This window comes from Streptomyces sp. CBMA123 (assembly GCF_014596465.1).
In the GTDB taxonomy this organism is placed as follows: domain Bacteria; phylum Actinomycetota; class Actinomycetes; order Streptomycetales; family Streptomycetaceae; genus Kitasatospora.
Genome location: NZ_MECK01000201.1, coordinates 17586 through 34652 on the forward strand (window position 1 = coordinate 17586; position 17067 = coordinate 34652).

Genomic DNA, 17067 nt, shown 5'->3' on the forward strand with positions numbered 1-17067 from the left:
GGGCCGCCGGGGTTCCCGGATGTCTAGGCGCCTCTGGCCGCCAGTCCGTAGCGGTGCTCCGGGCGGCCGGTGTCGCCGTAGCGCAGGGTCAGCCGCAGCCGGCTGTCGCGCTCCAGCTGCTTGAGGTAGCGCTGGGCGGTCGAGCGGCTCAGTCCGGTGGCGTCGGCGACCTCCTGGGCGGACAGCGGCCGGCCGGCCCGTCGCAGCACGCCGAGCACCAGGTCGGTGGTGGGCGCCGAGTGGCCCTTCGGCAGGGCCCCGGTGGGCGCGCAGGCGCTGCGCAGGGTCGCGAACAGCCGGTCCACCTCGTCCTGGCCGGCCTCCCGGGCCGGTGCGGCCAGCGCGTGCCGCAGCTGCGCGTACGAGACCAGCTTGTCCCGGAGCCCGGCGAAGGTGAACGGCTTGACCAGGTACTGCAGGGCGCCGTGCTGCATCGCGGCGTGCACCGTGGAGACGTCCCGGGCGGCGGTCACCATCATCACGTCGCAGGCCACCTGGCGCTCCCGCAGCCGGCGGACCAGCGCCAGTCCGGTCTCGTCCGGCAGGTGGTGGTCGAGCAGCAGGAGGTCCACCGGACGGCGCTCCAGCGCGGCCAGGGCCTCCCCGGCCGAGTGGGCGGTGCCGGTGACCCGGAAGCCCGGCACCTTGGCCACGTACGCGGCGTGCACGTCCGCGACCCGGAAGTCGTCGTCCACCACGAGTACGTCGATCATCACGCCTCCACGAGCTGAGCGGTGAGCAGGGCCTCGGGCAGCTCGACGGTGAACCGGGCGCCGCCGAGCGGGCCGGTGTCGAGCACGATCCGGCCGCCGGTCCGTTCGACCAGCCGCCGCACCATCGCCAGGCCCAGCCCGCGCGGGCGGTGCGCGGGCGCGTCCTTGCTGGTCCACCCCTCCTCGAAGACCAGGCGGCGCAGTTCCTCCGGTACGCCCGGGCCGCTGTCCGCGACCTGCAGCAGCAGGGTGGAGCCGGCCGCCGCCAACGTCACCTCCACGCTGCCGCCCCCCTCCAGGGCGTCCACCGCGTTGTCGATCAGGTTGCCGAGCACCGTCACCAGCGCCCGGGCGTCCACCACCGCGTCCGGCAGGTGGGCGGCCGGGGCCAGCGCCAGTCGCACCCCGCGCTCGCCGGCCACCGCCGTCTTGCCCGCCAGCAGCGCCGCCACGTGCGGGTCCTGCACCTGCTCGGCGATCCGGGCGGCGACCGCGGCGTGCGAACCGGACTGCTCCGAGATGAACGCCACCGCCTGCTCGTGGCGGCCGAGTTCGAGCAGGCCGAGGAGGGTGTGCATCCGGTTGGCGTGCTCGTGGTCCTGGGCGCGCAGCGCGTCGGTGAGGCTGCGGGTGGTGTCCAGCTCGCGGACCAGCGACTCCAGCTCGGTGCGGTCGCGCAGCGTCACCACGGCCCCCTCGCTGGTGGCCGTCCGGTTCACCACCAGCACCCGGTCGTCCCGTACGGCGGGCAGGTCGGGGCCGGTGATCCGCCCGGTCAGCACATCGGCCAGCCGGCCCGGTGGCAGCACCTCGGCGATCGGGCGGCCGGTGCAGTCCTCGGGCAGGCCGAGCAGCCGCAGGGCCTCGTCGTTGGCCAGCCGGATCCGGCCGCGTTCGTCCAGCGCCACCATGCCCTCGCGGATGCCGTGCAGCATCGCCTCCCGCTCGACCAGCAGCGCGGAGATGTCGGCCAGCGCGATGTTGTGGGTGCGGCGCTTGAGCCGGCGGGCCAGGACGAGGGTGGCGACGGTGCCGGCGGCCAGGCCGGCCCCGGCGCACAGCAGGATGCCGGTGAGCATCTTCAGCAGGCGGCGTCGGATCGAGTCGTCGCTGATGCCGACGGACACCTCGCCGACGATCCGGCCGTCCGTCGTCCGCAGCGGCACCTTGCCGCGGGCGGTGCGGCCCAGGGTGCCCTGCTGGATCGCGGTGACGCTGCGGCCGCTGAGCGCGGGCTCCGGGTCGGTGCTGACCCGTTGGCCGATCCGGCCGGGGTCGGTGTGCGAGAGGCGGATGCCGTCCAGGTCGGTGACCACGACGAAGCTGGCGCCGGTGGCCAGCCGGATCTGTTCGGCGTTGCGCTGCGCGGTGGTGGTGTCCCGGGCGTCGGCGGCCCGGGCGATGGTCTCGTCGGTGGCGGTGGCCTGGGCGATGGACAGCGCCCGCTGCATCGCGTCGTGGTCCAGTTCGCTGCTGACCGGGGCCAGGAACAGCCCGGCGGTCACGGCGGTGACGCCGACGGTGACGACGGTCTGGCTCAGCAGGAGCTGGGCGAAGACCCGGCGGGGCCAGTGGGGGAGCTTCATCCGGGCCTCCTCTCGGTGGCGGCGGTGCTACGGGGGTGGGGGGTCGGGACACCCTATGTTTCCGGGGTGTTTCTGTCAGCCCGCGTCCCCGCAGTTGTAGCGCAAGCAAAACGAGCAGAACACCCCTCAATGCGGAGAAGTCGCACTTCGCGGAGAAGGCTCCCGCCGGGGCCGGGGCCGCTCCTACCGTTCCGGGGCAAGCACTGACCCCGGAGGAACGAAATGCGTGAGCGAGCGCGGCGAGTGAACCGTCGAGAGGCGCGCCCGGTGCGAAGCACCCACCGAGCGAAGCGGGGTGGGGCATGAGCACCCCGGCGATCGAGCTGACCGGCGCGACGAAACGCTTCCGAACCCCCTCGGGGGCCCTGCACACCGCCGTCCGCGATCTCGATCTGACCGTCGCCCAGGGCGAGTTCGTCGCCGTCGTCGGCCCCACCGGCTGCGGCAAGTCCACCACGCTGACGCTGGTCAGCGGTCTGGAGGAGCCCACCGAGGGCGAGGTCCGGGTGTACGGCGAGCCCGTGCGCGGGATCGACCCCAAGGTCGGGTTCGTCTTCCAGCAGGACGCCGTCTTCCCCTGGCGCACCGTGCTGTCCAACGTGATGGCCGGGCCGCGCTTCCGCGGCGCGCCCACCGCCGAGGCCAGGGAACGGGCCCGGGACTGGCTCGGCCGGGTCGGCCTGGCCGCGTTCGAGGACCGCTACCCGCACCAGCTGTCCGGCGGCATGCGCAAGCGCGTCGCGCTCGCCCAGACCTTCGTCAACGACCCGACCATCCTGCTGATGGACGAGCCCTTCTCGGCACTGGACGTGCAGACCCGCGCCCTGATGTCCGACCAGCTGCTGGAGCTGTGGGCCGGCACCGGCTCCTCGGTCGTGTTCGTCACCCACGACCTGGACGAGGCCATCGCGCTCGCCGACCGGGTCGTCGTGATGACGGCCGGGCCGGCCACCGTCAAGGAGGTCTTCACCGTCGACCTGCCACGACCGCGCACCGTGGAGGCCGTCCGGCTGGAACCGAGGTTCGTCGAGCTGTACCGCGAGATCTGGGCCTCGCTCGGCGAAGAGGTGCGCATCACCCGGGAGAGAGGAGCGGGTCGTGCCGCTTGAGAGCGCGTCCGCCGTCACCGGGAAGACCCCGGCCGTCACGACCAGGACCGAGGCCCGCGAACGGGCCGCCCGCAACCGCAGGTTGACCGTCTACGCGGCCCGGCTCGGGGTGCTGGTCGCCTTCCTCGGCCTGTGGGAGCTGTGCGCCCGCACCGAGGTCATCGACCCGTTCAACTTCTCGCAGCCGTCGAGGATCTGGGACCAGATCTGGCAGTGGATCACCCACGGCACCGCCCAGGGCTCGCTCGGCGAGCAGATCGGCTACACCCTGTACGAGGCCCTCACCGGCTGGGTGATCGGCGTGGTCGGCGGTGTGCTGCTGGGCATCGCGCTCGGCCGGATCCGCTTCCTGGCCGATGTGTTCGGGCCGTACATCAAGGTGCTCAACGCCATCCCGCGCATCGTGCTCGCCCCGATCTTCCTGATCTGGTTCGGCCTCGGCCCGGCCTCCAAGGTGGCCTCCGCGGTGGTGCTGGTCTTCTTCCCGGTGTTCTTCAACGCCTTCCAGGGCGCCCGCGAGGTGGACCGCAACCTGGTCGCCAACGCCCGCATCCTGGGTGCCGACAACCGCAAGGTCACCCTCCAGGTGGTCATCCCCGCCGCCACCACCTGGATCTTCACCAGCCTGCACGTCAGCTTCGGCTTCGCGCTGATCGGCGCGATCGTCGGCGAGTACATCGGCGCCACCAAGGGCCTCGGCCTGCTGGTCGCCGCCGCCCAGGGCACCTTCAACGCGGCCGGGGTGTACGCCGCGATGACCATCCTCGCGGTCGTCGCGCTGGTCACCGAGGGGCTGTTGACCCTCGCCGAGAAGAAGCTGTTCCGCTGGAAGCCCGCCGACGCGGGCGACGGCCGCTGAACTCCCCCCACCCGCCCGAAGAGAGGCACCCCCACGATGCGCTCGAACCCGATCAGCAGATCAGCCGCCGTCGCCCTCGCCGCCGCCCTGGTCCTCCCGCTCTCCGCCTGCGCCAACGACGCCGCCACCTCCGCCCACGGCGCCGCCCCGGCCGGGCAGCAGGTCGACGGACCCAAGGTCAAGATCATGGTCGGCGGCCTGGACAAGGTCATCTACCTGCCCGCGATGCTCACCCAGCGGCTCGGCTACTTCGCCGACGCCGGCGTCAACGTCGAGCTGCTCACCGAGCCGGCCGGCGTCAACGCCACCACCGCGCTGCTGGCCGGCGACGTCCAGGGCGCCGTCGGCTTCTACGACCACACCATCGACCTCCAGGCCAAGGGCAAGCACGTCGAGTCCGTGGTCCAGTTCGCCCAGGCCCCCGGCGAGGTCGAACTCGTCTCCGCCAAACAGGCCGACGCCATCAGGTCCGGCGCCGACTTCAAGGGCAGGAAACTCGGTGTCACCAGCATCGGCTCCTCCACCGACTTCCTCACCAAGTACCTCGCGGTCAAGAACGGCGCTTCCGTCAGCGACTTCAGCCCGATCGCGGTCGGCGCCGGCCAGACCTTCATCGCCGCCCTCCAGCAGGGCAGCATCGACGCCGGGATGACCACCGACCCGACCGTCGCCGCCGTCCTCGACAAGGGCCTCGGCAAGATCCTCTACGACCTGCGCACCCCCGAGGGCTCGCGCCAGGCACTCGGCGGGCTCTACCCCTCGTCCTCGCTGTACATGAACACCGACTGGGTGGAGAAGAACAAGGAGACCACCCAGAAGCTCGCCGGCGCCTTCGTGAAGACCCTCAAGTGGATGTCCACCCACAGCCCGGAGGAGATCGCCGCGAAGATGCCCGCCGACTACGCCCAGGGCGGCGCCGAACAGTACGCGGCGGCGATCAAGTCCACCCTGCCGATGTTCACCACCGACGGGGTGATGCCGGCCGACGGGCCCAAGACCGTGCTCGCGGTGCTCGCCGCCTTCCACCCGGACGTCAAGGGCAAGGAGGGGACGATCGACCTGTCCCGGACGTACACCACCGAGTTCGTCGGCAAGGCCGCCGGCTGAGCCCTGCTGCCCGCGGTCCCGCGCTCACCCCCACGGGCGCGGGGCCGTCGGGGCCGTCTCCTGGACGCAGGCGGGCCCGGCAAGGACCCGGGAGACGGGCCCTGCCCGCCTCGTTCGGCCTGCCCGCCTCGCTCGCCCTACACGCCTCGTACCGAGAGCACGTCCATCCGCGACGGCGTCCCCGCCGCCTTGCCGCAGCTCTCCGGACGCGGCGGCTCGCTCACCGACTCGATCACGTCCACCTCCCAGATCCGGCCGTCCCGGTGCACCACCCGCACCAGCCAGCGGCCCGCGCCGTCCGGCCGCTGCGCCAGGGTCAGCGCGTCCACCCCGGTCTCGCCGGTCGCCAGCCGCACCGCGTGCTCGGCCGCCTGGCCCGGACGCTCCCAGCCCGAGCAGCCCCGCGACCACTCCGGCACCATGTGCCCGGCCGCCGTCGCCGCCAGCACCTCCTTGGCGCTCTCCGGCGTCAGCCGCCCGTACGCGTAGCCGTACGGCAGCACCAGCATCGTGGGGGAGAAGCGGTGCCCGCCCAGGTGGGTCACCTCCCACACCTCGCTGTGCCCGGCCGCCGCCAGCTCCGCCGCGAGCGGACGGCCCAGCAGCGCGCAGCAGCGGTCCCGGCGGCCGTTGGTGCACACCAGGGCCAGCGGGCCGCCGACGTGCTCCACCCCGAACCCCGTGTGGTCGCCGACGCCCAGGGCCGCGAAGTCCAGCTCCAGCAGCCCCGCCGGATCCGCCACCTGCGCCCGGCGCACCCAGCCGCGGCCCGGCACCGTGTGGGCCACCACCACCTCGCGCCGCGCGGTCGGCAGGCAGTCCGCGTGCCGGCCCGGCCGCCGGATCAGGGCCACCCGTGCGCCGGTGCCCGCCGCGGCCGCCTCCAGGGCGCGCCCGATCGCCACGTCGAGGTGGCTCTCGCCCAGCGCCTTCGCACCCCACGGGCCGTTCTGCTCCAGCAGCAGCCAGGTGGTCGCGACCGCCGCCGTCGCGGTCAGCGGCTCCGAAAGTTCACGCGACACGGTCGCACAGGTGCTCACCAGGGCAAGGCTACCCTCAGCGGTTCGGCCCGGCCCGGAGCAGGAACGGGGCCCGGGCGGAGCCGCGGGGAGAGGTCCCGGACGCGTCGGAGGGCGGGGCTCCGGACGCGCCGGAGGGAGAGGCCCCGGACACGCCGGAGGGCGGGGCGCCCGCAGACACCCCGCCCCCGGACCGGTCATCACGCCGGGCCGGCCACCACCGCGATCGGCGCCGTCACCGGGGTCCCCGAGCCGTCCCGGCGCGGGTCCCGCTCCGGGAGGTCGACCGGCGCGCCCTTGGCACCGGCGGCGAGGGCCGGAGCGGCGCCCGCCCAGGCGAACGCCAGCGCGTCCTCACCGCGCAGGAAGCGCTGGCAGCGGACGCCGCCGGTCGCCCGGCCCTTGCGCGGGTACTGCTCGAACGGGGTGACCTTCCAGGACGTCTGCTCGTCACCGGACAGCGTGCCCGAGGTGCCCGCCACCGAGACCACCACCGCGTCCCCGGCCGGGTCCACCGCCGTGAAGGACAGCACCCGCGCGCCGTCCGCCAGCTTGATGCCCGCCATGCCACCCGCCGGGCGGCCCTGCGGACGGACCTGCCCCGCCGGGTAGCGCAGCAGCTGGGCGTCCGAGGTGATGAAGACCAAGTCCTCCTCGCCGGTGCGCAGTTCGACCGCGCCCACCAGCTCGTCGCCGTCCTTGAGGGCGATCACCTCGAACTCGTCCTTGTTCGCCGGCCACTCCGGCACCACCCGCTTGACCACGCCCTGCACCGTGCCCAGCGCCAGCCCCGGCGAGGACTCGTCCAGCGTGGTCAGCGCCAGCACCCGCTCCCCGGCCTCCAGCCGCAGGAACTCCTCCACCGCGGCGCCGCCCGCCAGCGTCGGCGACGGCATCGGCGGCAGCGCCGGCAGGTCGATCACCGGCAGTCGCAGCACCCGGCCCGCCGACGTCACCACGCCCACGTCCGCCCGCGCCGTCGCCGGCACCGCCGACACGATCACGTCGTGCTTCGCCCGCTTCTCCGACAGCTCGAACGGCTCGCCGTCCGCCGTCCGCGCCAGCAGCCCCGTCGAGGACAGCAGCACCCGGCACGGGTCGTCCGCCACCTCCAGCGGCACCGACAGCGCCGCCGACGGGGCCGACCCGGCCTCCAGCAGCACCGTGCGCCGCTCCGTCCCGAACTGCTTGGACACCGCGCCCAGTTCGGACGACACCACGCTGCGCAGCCGGGTGTCCGAGTCCAGGATCTCGGTCAGCTCCGCGATCTCCGCGAGCAGCTTCGCCTTCTCCTGCTCCAGCTCCACCCGGTCGAACCTGGTCAGCCGGCGCAGCGGGGTGTCCAGGATGTAGCCGGTCTGCGTCTCCGACAGCGAGAAGCGCTCCATCAGGCGCTCCTTCGCCTGCTGGGCGTTGTCACTCGACCGGATGATCGCGATGACCTCGTCGATGTCGACCAGGGCCACCAGCAGACCCTCGACCAGGTGCAGCCGCTCCTCGCGCTTGCGGCGGCGGAAGTCGCTGCGCCGGCGCACCACGGTGAACCGGTGGTCGACGTAGACCTCCAGCAGCTCCTTCAGCCCCAGCGTCAGCGGCTGCCCGTCGACCAGCGCCACGTTGTTGATGCCGAAGGTCTCCTCCATCGGCGTCAGCTTGTAGAGCTGCTCCAGCAGCGCCTCCGGCACGAAGCCGTTCTTCACCTCGATCACCAGCCGCAGCCCGTGCTCGCGGTCGGTCAGGTCCTTGACGTCCGCGATGCCCTGCAGCTTCTTCGCGTTGACCAGGTCCTTGATCTTCGAGATGACCTTCTCGGGGCCGACGTTGTACGGCAGCTCGGTCACCACGATGCCCTTGCGGCGCGCCGTCACCGACTCGATCGTCGTCGTCGCCCGGATCTTGAACGTGCCGCGGCCCGACTCGTACGCGTCCCGGATCCCCGACAGGCCCACGATCCGCCCGCCCGTCGGCAGGTCCGGACCGGGCACGAACCGCATCAGCGTGTCCAGGTCCGCGCTCGGGTGCTTGATCAGGTGCCGGGCCGCGGCCACCACCTCGGACAGGTTGTGCGGCGGCATGTTCGTCGCCATGCCGACCGCGATGCCCGTCGCGCCGTTCACCAGCAGGTTCGGGAACGCGGCCGGCAGTGCCAGCGGCTCCTGCTCGCTGCCGTCGTAGTTCGGCCCGAAGTCGACGGTGTCCTCGTGGATCGACTCCACCATCGCCATCGAGGCCGCCGTCAGCCGCGACTCGGTGTAGCGCATCGCGGCCGGCGGGTCGTCGTTGCCGAGCGAACCGAAGTTGCCGTGCCCGTCGATCAGCGGCAGCCGCATCGAGAACGGCTGCGCCATGCGCACCACGGAGTCGTAGATCGACGCGTCACCGTGCGGGTGCAGCCGGCCCATCACCTCGCCCACCACGCGCGCGCACTTCACGTGCGCCCGGTCCGGACGCAGGCCCATCTCGTTGGCCTGGTACAGGATCCGGCGGTGCACCGGCTTCAGACCGTCCCGCGCGTCGGGCAGCGCACGCGAGTAGATCACCGAGTAGGCGTACTCCAGGAAGGAGCCCTGCATCTCGTCCACGACGTCGACGTCGAGGATCCGCTCCTCGAAGTCTCCGGGCGGTGGGGTCTGCGAACTGCGGCGGGCCATCGCGGCGGGGCTCCCTTACGTGTCGCTGGCTGTGGCGGCGGCCGGTTGTCGGCCGGCCGCCGGTCGTCGGACGGGCGGTGCCGTCCTGATGCACCGTCCTGCCGCCGCGACCCGTCAACCGGGCGCGACCGACAGGGCACGGCGCCCCCATTGTGGACCCTCCCGCCGACACTCCCGGTCAGCGGCCCTCTTCCGCCCCTGGCGAACGCCGCTTCCGCGCGGACACAAACACGTCCCCCACGCGTTGCACCACAATGGGGGACGCCACACGAACCCCGACATCGACGACGGGAAGGACCCGAGCGCATGGCCAACCCGGCCCCCGCCTCCAGCCGAGGCATCGCCATCACCGAGCACCGCCTGGCCAACGGCCTGCGCGTCGTCCTCTCCGAGGACCACCTCACCCCGGTCGCCGCAGTCTGCCTCTGGTACGACGTGGGCTCCCGCCACGAGGTCAAGGGCCGCACCGGTCTGGCCCACCTCTTCGAGCACCTGATGTTCCAGGGCTCCGCCAACGTCTCCAACAACGGCCACTTCGAGCTCGTCCAGGGCGCCGGCGGCTCGCTCAACGGCACCACCAGCTTCGAACGCACCAACTACTACGAGACCATGCCCGCCCACCAGCTGGAGCTCGCCCTCTGGCTGGAGGCCGACCGGATGGGCTCCCTGCTCGCCGCCCTCGACGAGACGTCCATGGAGAACCAGCGCGCCGTCGTCAAGAACGAACGCCGCCAGCGCTACGACAACGTCCCGTACGGCACCGCCTTCGAGAAGCTCACCGCGCTCTCGTACCCCGACGGCCACCCGTACCACCACACCCCGATCGGCTCCATGGCCGACCTCGACGCCGCGACCCTCGAGGACGCCCGCGCGTTCTTCCGCACCTACTACGCGCCCAACAACGCGGTGCTGTCCGTCGTCGGCGACATCGACCCCGAGCAGACCATCGCCTGGGTCGAGAAGTACTTCGGCTCCATCCCCGCCCACGACGGCAAGCAGCCGCCGCGCTCCGGCGAACTCCCCGACACCATCGGCCGCGAGCTGCGCCAGAACCTCACCGAGGACGTCCCCTCCCGCGCCCTGATGGCCGCCTACCGCCTGCCGCACGACGGCACCCGGGAGGCCGACGCCGCCGACCTCGCGCTCACCATCCTCGGCAGCGGCGAGTCCAGCCGCCTCTACAACCGGCTCGTCCGCCGCGACCGCACCGCCGTCGCCGCCGGCTTCGGCCTGCTGCGCCTGGCCGGCGCCCCCAGCCTCGGCTGGCTCGACGTCAAGACCTCCGGCGACGCCACCATCGCCCAGATCGACGCCGCCGTCGACGAGGAGCTCGCCCGCTTCGCCGCCGAAGGCCCCACCCCCGAGGAACTCGAGCGCGCCCAGGCCCAGATCGAGCGCGAGTGGCTCGACCGGCTCACCACCGTCGCCGGCCGCGCCGACGAACTCTGCCGCTACGCCGTCCTGTTCGGCGACCCCAAGCTGCTGAACGACGCCCTCCCCAAGGTCCTCGACGTCACCGCCGAAGAGGTCCAGGCCGTCGCCAAGGCCCGGCTCCACCCCGACAACCGGGCCGTCCTCGTCTACGAGCCGACCGCTGCCGCTTCCGACGCCGCTTCCGAAGAGGAGGGTGCCGCCGTATGAGCACCGACTACGTCCCCGCGATGACCTTCCACCCCCAGCCCCAGCCCGGCACCCCCAGCCCCTGGGCCTTCCCCGCCCCCGAGCGGGCCGCCCTCGGCAACGGCATCACGGTGCTGCACTGCCACCGGCCGGGCCAGCAGCTGGTCGCGGTCGAGGTCCTCCTCGACGTCCCGCTCGCCGCCGAGCCCGAGGGCCTCGACGGCATCGCCGCCATCCTCGCCCGCGCCCTCAACGAGGGCACCGACACCCTCACCGCCGAGGAGTTCGCCGGCGAGCTCGAGCGCGCCGGGGCCACCCTCGACGCCCACGCCGACCACCCGTGCATCCGGGTCGCCCTGGAGGTCCCCGCCTCCCGGCTGCAGCGCGGCCTCACCCTGCTCGCCGACGCCCTGCGCGCCCCCGCCCTGCCCGCCGATGAGATCGAGCGCCTCGTCGCCAACCGGCTCGACGAGATCGTCCACGAGCAGGCCAACCCCGCCCGGCGCGCCGCCAAGGCCCTCTACGCCGAGCTCTTCGACGCGGCGGACCGTCTCTCCCGGCCCCGCAGCGGCACCGCCGACACCGTCAAGTCGATCGACCGCGCCGCCGTCAAGGCCTTCTACGACGCCCATGTGCGCCCCGCCACCACCACCGTGGTGGTGGTCGGCGACCTCACCGGCGTCGACCTGCCCGCCCTGCTGGAGAGCACCCTCGGCACCTGGACCGGCACCGCCGCCGAGCCCTCCGCCCACGCCCCCGTCACCGGCGACGACCACGGCCGCGTCCTCATCGTCGACCGTCCCGGCTCCGTCCAGACCCAGCTGCTGATCGGCCGGATCGGCCCCGACCGCCACGACCCGGTCTGGGCCGCCCAGATCCTCGGCACCTACTGCCTCGGCGGCACCCTCACCTCCCGCCTCGACCGCGTCCTGCGCGAGGAGAAGGGCTACACCTACGGCGTCCGCGCCTTCGCCCAGCCGCTGCGCTCCGCCGCCGACGGCAGCGGGCGCTCGCTGCTCGCCATCAGCGGCTCGGTGGACACCGCCTCCACGGCCCCCGCGCTCGCCGACACCTGGACCATCCTGCGCACCCTCGCCGCGGAGGGCCTCACCGACGCCGAGCGCGACGAGGCCGTGCAGTTCCTGGTCGGCGTCGCGCCGCTGAAGTACGAGACCGCGGGCTCGGTCGCCGGCACCCTGGCCGACCAGGTCGAGCAGCACCTCGCCGACGACTACCAGGCCGAGGTCTACCGGCAGCTGACCGAACTGCCCACCGCCGCGGCCACCGAGGCCGTGGTCGCGGCCTTCCCGCCGGACCGCCTGGTCACCGTGCTGGTCGGCGACGCCGCCGCGATCGAGGCGGACGTGCGGGCGCTCGGCATCGGCGAGGTCTCCGTCGTCAGCTGATCCGCCCGTCGGATTCCCGTCCGGCCCGGTGGAGCGCCCGCTCCGCCGGGCCGGACGCGTTTTTAAATCCATTGCGGGCCCGAGGCGTTCCGTGGATAGATGTTCCCCGACGCACAACACGTGCGAACTGCGAAGAACGAAGGGAGGCGGTCACCATGCGGGTCGAGCGAACCATACGACGACGCTCCCCAAGGCCGTATCTCCCCAGTTCCGCTCCGGCTGCCTGAGCGCATCCGCTTCCGAACTTCCCCGAGCCGCACCGGGATTCTCTTTCGCGCGGCACTTCTCCTTCCTGAACTCCCCGACCGCTGGAGGTCGTTCACCATGACGTACACCGAAGTGCCCGGTATCCAGGTACCGATCCGGATGTGGACCGATCCGGCGACGGTCGAAGGCCAGGCCCTGCAGCAGCTGCGCAACATCAGCTCCCTGCCCTGGCTGCACGGCCTCGCCGTGATGCCCGACGTCCACCTGGGCAAGGGTGCGACGGTCGGCTCCGTCATCGCCATGAAGGGCGCGGTCTGCCCGGCCGCGGTCGGCGTCGACATCGGCTGCGGCATGAGCGCGGTGAAGACCTCCCTCACCGCCGAGGACCTCCCGGACGACCTCTCCGGCCTGCGCTCCAAGATCGAGCAGGCCATCCCGGTCGGCCGCGGCCTGCACACCGACCCGGTCGACCCGACGAAGCTGCACGGCTTCCGGGCGGAGGGGTGGGACGACTTCTGGCAGCGCTTCGACGGGGTGGCGGAGGAGGTCAAGTGGCGCCGTGAGCGGGCGATGCAGCAGATGGGAACGCTCGGGGCGGGCAACCACTTCTGCGAGCTCTGCATCGATACAGAAGGAAATGTCTGGTTGATGCTGCACTCCGGCTCCCGCAACATCGGCAAGGAGCTGGCGGAGCACCACATGGGCGTCGCCCGCTCGCTGGCACACAACCAGGGCCTGGTCGACCGGGATCTGGCGGTCTTCCTGGCGAAGACCCCGGAGATGGCCGACTACCGGCAGGACCTCTTCTGGGCGCAGGAGTACGCGAAGCGCAACCGTGCGGTCATGATGGCGCTCTTCCAGGACGTCGTGCGGCGGGAGTTCGCCAAGGCGAAGGTCACCTTCGACGAGGTCATCAGCTGCCACCACAACTACGTGGCGGAGGAGCGGTACGACGGCGTCGACCTGCTGGTGACCCGCAAGGGTGCGATCCGGGCCGGCTCCGGCGACCTGGGGATCATCCCGGGTTCGATGGGAACGGGTTCCTACATCGTCCGTGGCCTGGGCAACGAGGCCGCGTTCAACTCCGCCTCCCACGGCGCCGGCCGCAAGATGAGCCGCACCGCCGCGAAGAAGCGGTTCACCACGCGCGACCTGGCCGAGCAGACCTCGGGCGTGGAGTGCCGCAAGGACAGCGGTGTGGTGGACGAGATCCCAGGCGCCTACAAGAACATCGAGAAGGTCATCGAGCAGCAGAAGGACCTGGTCGAGGTGGTCGCGCACCTCAAGCAGGTGATCTGCGTGAAGGGCTGAGCGAACCACGGCGCCGGCTGACAAGCCGATCGGGGTGCCGCCACGATGTGGCGACACCCCGATCGGGCGGCTGCGAGGCTCAGGCTGCGGCCGGGAGCTCGTCGAGGCCTTCCTGGACGAGCTTGGCGAGGCGGTCGAGGGCCTCGTCGGCGTCGGGGGCGTCGGAGGCCAGGATGACCTCGTCGCCGCCCTGGGCGCCCAGGGCGAGGAGGCCGAGCATGGAGGCGGCGTTGACGGGGTTGCCGCCCGGCTTGGCGATGGTGATCGGCACGCCGGTGGCCGTGACGGCCCGGACGAAGACGGAGGCGGGACGGGCGTGCAGGCCCTCGGCCCAACCGATGGTGACGCGGCGCTCAGCCATGAGACGTGCCTTTCCGGTGAAGCTGGTCACGGCCGTGCTCGGGGAGCGGGGGAAACGACCGTGTTGTCTAGACCAGTGTTGCACGCAGACAACCCCTGCGAGATGCCGCGTTCGGGACTTGTGATTGTTTCTTTTCGGGGCATAAGGCCCGGCCAGTGGCCGTGCCCACCCTGCCGTGGGCACGCGCCCGGCGCCATCCGGCTCGCCGCCGGATAACCTGACGATTGTGGAAGACCCGGCGGTGGCGAATCCCGCGCAACCCGACTATCCGCAGCACTGGGAAGCCGACGTCCTGCTGCGCGACGGCGGTACGGCCCGGATCCGGCCGATCACCCCGGGCGACGCCGGGCGGCTGGTGGAGTTCTACGAGCAGGTCTCGGACCAGTCCAAGTACTTCCGCTTCTTCGCCCCGTACCCGCGGCTCTCCGACAAGGACGTCCGCCGCTTCACCCATCACGACTTCGTGAACCGGGTCGGCCTCGCCGTGGTGGTCCGGGACCACTTCATCGCCACCGTCCGCTACGACCGGATCGACGCCGAGGGCCGCCCCTCCGACCACGGCACGGACGCCGAGGTCGCCTTCCTGGTCCAGGACGCCCACCAGGGCCGCGGCGTGGCCTCCGCCCTGCTGGAGCACATCGCGGCGGTGGCCCAGGAGCGGGGCATCCGCCGCTTCCAGGCCGAGGTGCTGCCGGAGAACCGCAAGATGGTGAAGGTCTTCACCGACGCCGGCTACACCCAGCGCCGCAGCTTCGCCGACGGTGTGGTGCACCTGGAGTTCGACCTCGAACAGACCGACCGCTCGCTCGCCGTGATGCGCGCCCGCGAGCACCGCGCCGAGGCCCGTTCGGTGCAGCGGCTGCTGACCCCGCGCTCGGTGGCCGTGCTCGGGGTCTCCCGCAACCCGCAGACCGTCGGCCGGGCCCTCCTGCGTGACCTGCTCGGCAGCTTCGACACCGAGTTCGAGAGCCGGTACCAGCCCAAGGGCGCCCCGCACACCGTGTACGCGGTGAACCGCAGCGCCCCGCCCGGCACCGAGCTGGACGGCGTCCCGGTGCACCGTTCGATTCTGGACATTCCCGGGCCGGTCGACCTCGCGGTGATCGCCGTCCCCGAGAGCGCCGTCCCGGCGGCCGTCGCCGAGTGCGGCGCGCACGGCGTGCAGGGCCTGGTGGTGGTCACCGCCGGCTACGCGGAGACCGGCCCGGAGGGCCGCGACCGCCAGCGCGCCCTGGTCCGCCAGGCCCGCGCGGCGGGCATGCGGGTGATCGGCCCGAACGCCTTCGGCCTGATCAACACCGACCCCGACCACCCGCTGAACGCCTCCCTCGCCCCGCACCTGCCCGACCGCGGCGGCTACGGGATCTTCTGCCAGTCCGGTGCGGTCGGCGTGGCCCTGCTGGAGTCCGCCCACCGCCGCGGTCTGGGCATCTCCTCCTTCGCCTCGGTCGGCAACCGCGCGGACGTCTCCGGCAACGACTTCCTCCAGTACTGGGCCGAGGACGAGGACACCGAGGTGGTGCTGCTCTACCTGGAGTCCTTCGGCAACCCCCGCAAGTTCACCCGGATCGCGCGCCGACTGGCCACCGCCAAGCCGGTGGTGGTGGTCAAGGGCGCCCGTCACACCGGCAGCCTGCCGCCCGGCCACGCCGTCCCGGCCACCGCCACCGGCCTGCGCGACGCCACCGTGGACGCGCTGTTCGAGCAGGCCGGGGTGACCAGGGTGGCGACCATCACCGAACTGTTCGACACCGGTGAGCTGCTCGGCCAGCAGCCGCTGCCGCCCGGCGACCGGGTCGCGGTGGTCGGCAACTCCGACTCCCTCGGCCTGCTCACCTACGACGCCTGCCTGAGCGCGGGGCTGCGTCCGCGCACGCCCGTCGACCTCACCACCGCCGCGACCGGCGAGAACTTCCGGATCGCCCTGGACGTCGCGCTCAGCGATCCCGCCGTGGACGCGGTGATCGCCGTCGCCATCCCGCCGATCGGCACCTCCGCGCACGCCTTCATGGGCGGCCGGCTGACCGGCCCGGACGACCCCGAGATGGGCTCGGACGATCCGGAGATCGCCACCGCCCTGCTCGAAGCGGGTGAGCGCGCACGGGAGTTGGGCAAGCCCCTGGTGCTGGCCCACCTGGCCCTGACCGACCTGCCGACCCGGCTGCGCCCCGGCGGCATCCCGGCCTACCCGGCGCCCGAGCGCGCCGTACGCGCCCTCGCGCACGCCGTGCACTACGCCCAGTGGCGCCGCCGTACCGCCGCGGCGGAGGAGACGGCGCGCGTCCCCGACCTGGACCGGATCGACGAGCCCGGCGCCCGCACCCTGGTGGCGGCGGCGCTCAGCACCCGCGCCGCGGTCGCCGCGCGCACCCAGCCCGGCGGCGCCCGGATCACCCTGTCCGACGCCGAGTCCCGGCTGCTGCTGGCCCGCTACGGCATCGACGTCTCGCCGACGCTGCCCGCTCCGGACGAGGAGGCCGCCGTCCGGGCCGCCGAGCAGCTCGGCTACCCGGCGGCCCTGAAGGCGACCGCCCCGCACCTGCGCCACCGCCCCGACCTGGGCAGCGTCCGGCTGGACCTGACCGGGGAGCCGGGCCTGCGCCGCGCTTACCGCGAGCTGGACGCCCTGTTCGGCGGCGCCGCCGGGGCCCAGCTGGTGGTGCAGCGGATGGCCCCGCGCGGCGTGGACACCGTGATCGGCGCCACCGTCGACCCGGCCGTCGGCGCGATCCTGTCCTTCGGTCTGGCCGGTGCCCCCGCCGATCTGCTGGGTGACGTGGCGCACCGCCTCGTCCCGGCCACCGACCAGGACGTCGCCGGGCTGATCCGGGAGGTCCGGGCGGCGCCGCTGCTGTTCGGCTGGCGCGGCGCCGAGGCGGTGGACACCGACGCGCTGGAGGAGCTGCTGCTGCGGGTGTCGCAGTTGGTGGACGACGTTCCGGAGGTCGCCTCGGTGGACCTCGAACCGGTGGTCGTCGCCCCGCACGGGCTGGCGATCCTGGGGGCGCGGGTGCGGGTCGCACCGCTGCCGGTCCGCAGCGATCTGGGCCCGCGCGCGATGAGCACGCTGTAACCTTCCTTGGTTGCGCCTGCCCGTTGGCGCTGATGTCCGAAGCTC

At 72.9% G+C, this 17067-nt stretch carries 12 protein-coding genes; 7 read left to right on the forward strand and 5 right to left on the reverse strand.

Translation table 11 applies throughout. The annotated features are described in order from the left end of the window. Nucleotides 1-23 precede the first annotated feature (23 nt). Together BG452_RS22105 and BG452_RS22110 are read right to left on the reverse strand one after the other, a co-directional pair. Nucleotides 24-713 carry a response regulator gene (locus BG452_RS22105; protein ID WP_188306076.1) on the reverse strand — a complete coding sequence of 230 codons (690 nt, stop codon included), beginning with the start codon at nt 711-713 and terminating at the stop codon, nt 24-26. Further along, nucleotides 713-2299, reverse strand: coding sequence for a sensor histidine kinase (locus tag BG452_RS22110; RefSeq protein WP_188306077.1), 1587 nt, complete (start codon nt 2297-2299; stop codon nt 713-715). The genes BG452_RS22105 and BG452_RS22110 overlap by 1 nt, the downstream gene beginning before the upstream one ends. Nucleotides 2300-2601: 302 nt before the next feature. Between BG452_RS22110 and BG452_RS22115 the strand changes: the two genes are divergently transcribed. The 3 genes from BG452_RS22115 to BG452_RS22125 are packed head-to-tail and all read left to right on the forward strand — an operon-like array spanning nt 2602 to nt 5374. Then, a complete protein-coding gene (locus BG452_RS22115) occupies nt 2602-3408 on the forward strand; it encodes an ABC transporter ATP-binding protein (protein WP_188306078.1) in 807 nt (268 codons plus the stop codon). Next, the gene (locus BG452_RS22120) at nt 3398-4267 is read left to right on the forward strand and encodes an ABC transporter permease (protein ID WP_188306079.1); all 870 of its coding nucleotides are present in this window, start codon (nt 3398-3400) and stop codon (nt 4265-4267) included. Before BG452_RS22115 ends, BG452_RS22120 begins: the two co-directional genes overlap by 11 nt. Nucleotides 4268-4303: 36 nt before the next feature. Then, entirely contained in the window at nt 4304-5374 is a 1071-nt protein-coding gene (locus BG452_RS22125; protein WP_188306080.1) for an ABC transporter substrate-binding protein, read from the forward strand. Nucleotides 5375-5511: 137 nt separating this feature from the next. Here the strand turns inward: BG452_RS22125 and BG452_RS22130 are convergent, their stop codons facing one another. Beyond that, nucleotides 5512-6414, reverse strand: coding sequence for a sucrase ferredoxin (locus BG452_RS22130; protein WP_188306081.1), 903 nt, complete (start codon nt 6412-6414; stop codon nt 5512-5514). Between the two features lie 179 nt (nt 6415-6593). Continuing rightward, entirely contained in the window at nt 6594-9044 is a 2451-nt protein-coding gene (locus BG452_RS22135) for a DNA topoisomerase (ATP-hydrolyzing) subunit A (protein WP_188306082.1), read from the reverse strand. Between the two features lie 306 nt (nt 9045-9350). Here BG452_RS22135 and BG452_RS22140 point away from each other — a divergent pair, with 306 nt between their 5' ends. From BG452_RS22140 to BG452_RS22150, 3 genes are all read left to right on the forward strand, one after another. Further along, nucleotides 9351-10685: a M16 family metallopeptidase gene (locus BG452_RS22140; protein WP_188306083.1), complete on the forward strand. Its 1335-nt coding sequence runs from the start codon at nt 9351-9353 to the stop codon at nt 10683-10685. 20 nt (nt 10686-10705) lie between these two features. After that, on the forward strand, nt 10706-12070 hold the full coding sequence (locus BG452_RS22145; protein WP_188306107.1) for a M16 family metallopeptidase: 1365 nt from the start codon (nt 10706-10708) through the stop codon (nt 12068-12070). A 324-nt stretch (nt 12071-12394) separates the two neighbouring features. Then, nucleotides 12395-13588, forward strand: a complete 1194-nt coding sequence (locus tag BG452_RS22150) for an RtcB family protein (protein WP_188306084.1) — start codon at nt 12395-12397, stop codon at nt 13586-13588. 79 nt (nt 13589-13667) lie between these two features. Here BG452_RS22150 and BG452_RS22155 read toward each other — a convergent pair whose 3' ends face one another. Further along, nucleotides 13668-13949 carry an HPr family phosphocarrier protein gene (locus BG452_RS22155; protein ID WP_188306085.1) on the reverse strand — a complete coding sequence of 94 codons (282 nt, stop codon included), beginning with the start codon at nt 13947-13949 and terminating at the stop codon, nt 13668-13670. Nucleotides 13950-14190: 241 nt separating this feature from the next. Here BG452_RS22155 and BG452_RS22160 point away from each other — a divergent pair, with 241 nt between their 5' ends. After that, nucleotides 14191-17022, forward strand: coding sequence for a GNAT family N-acetyltransferase (locus BG452_RS22160; protein WP_188306086.1), 2832 nt, complete (start codon nt 14191-14193; stop codon nt 17020-17022). Nucleotides 17023-17067: the final 45 nt, after the last annotated feature.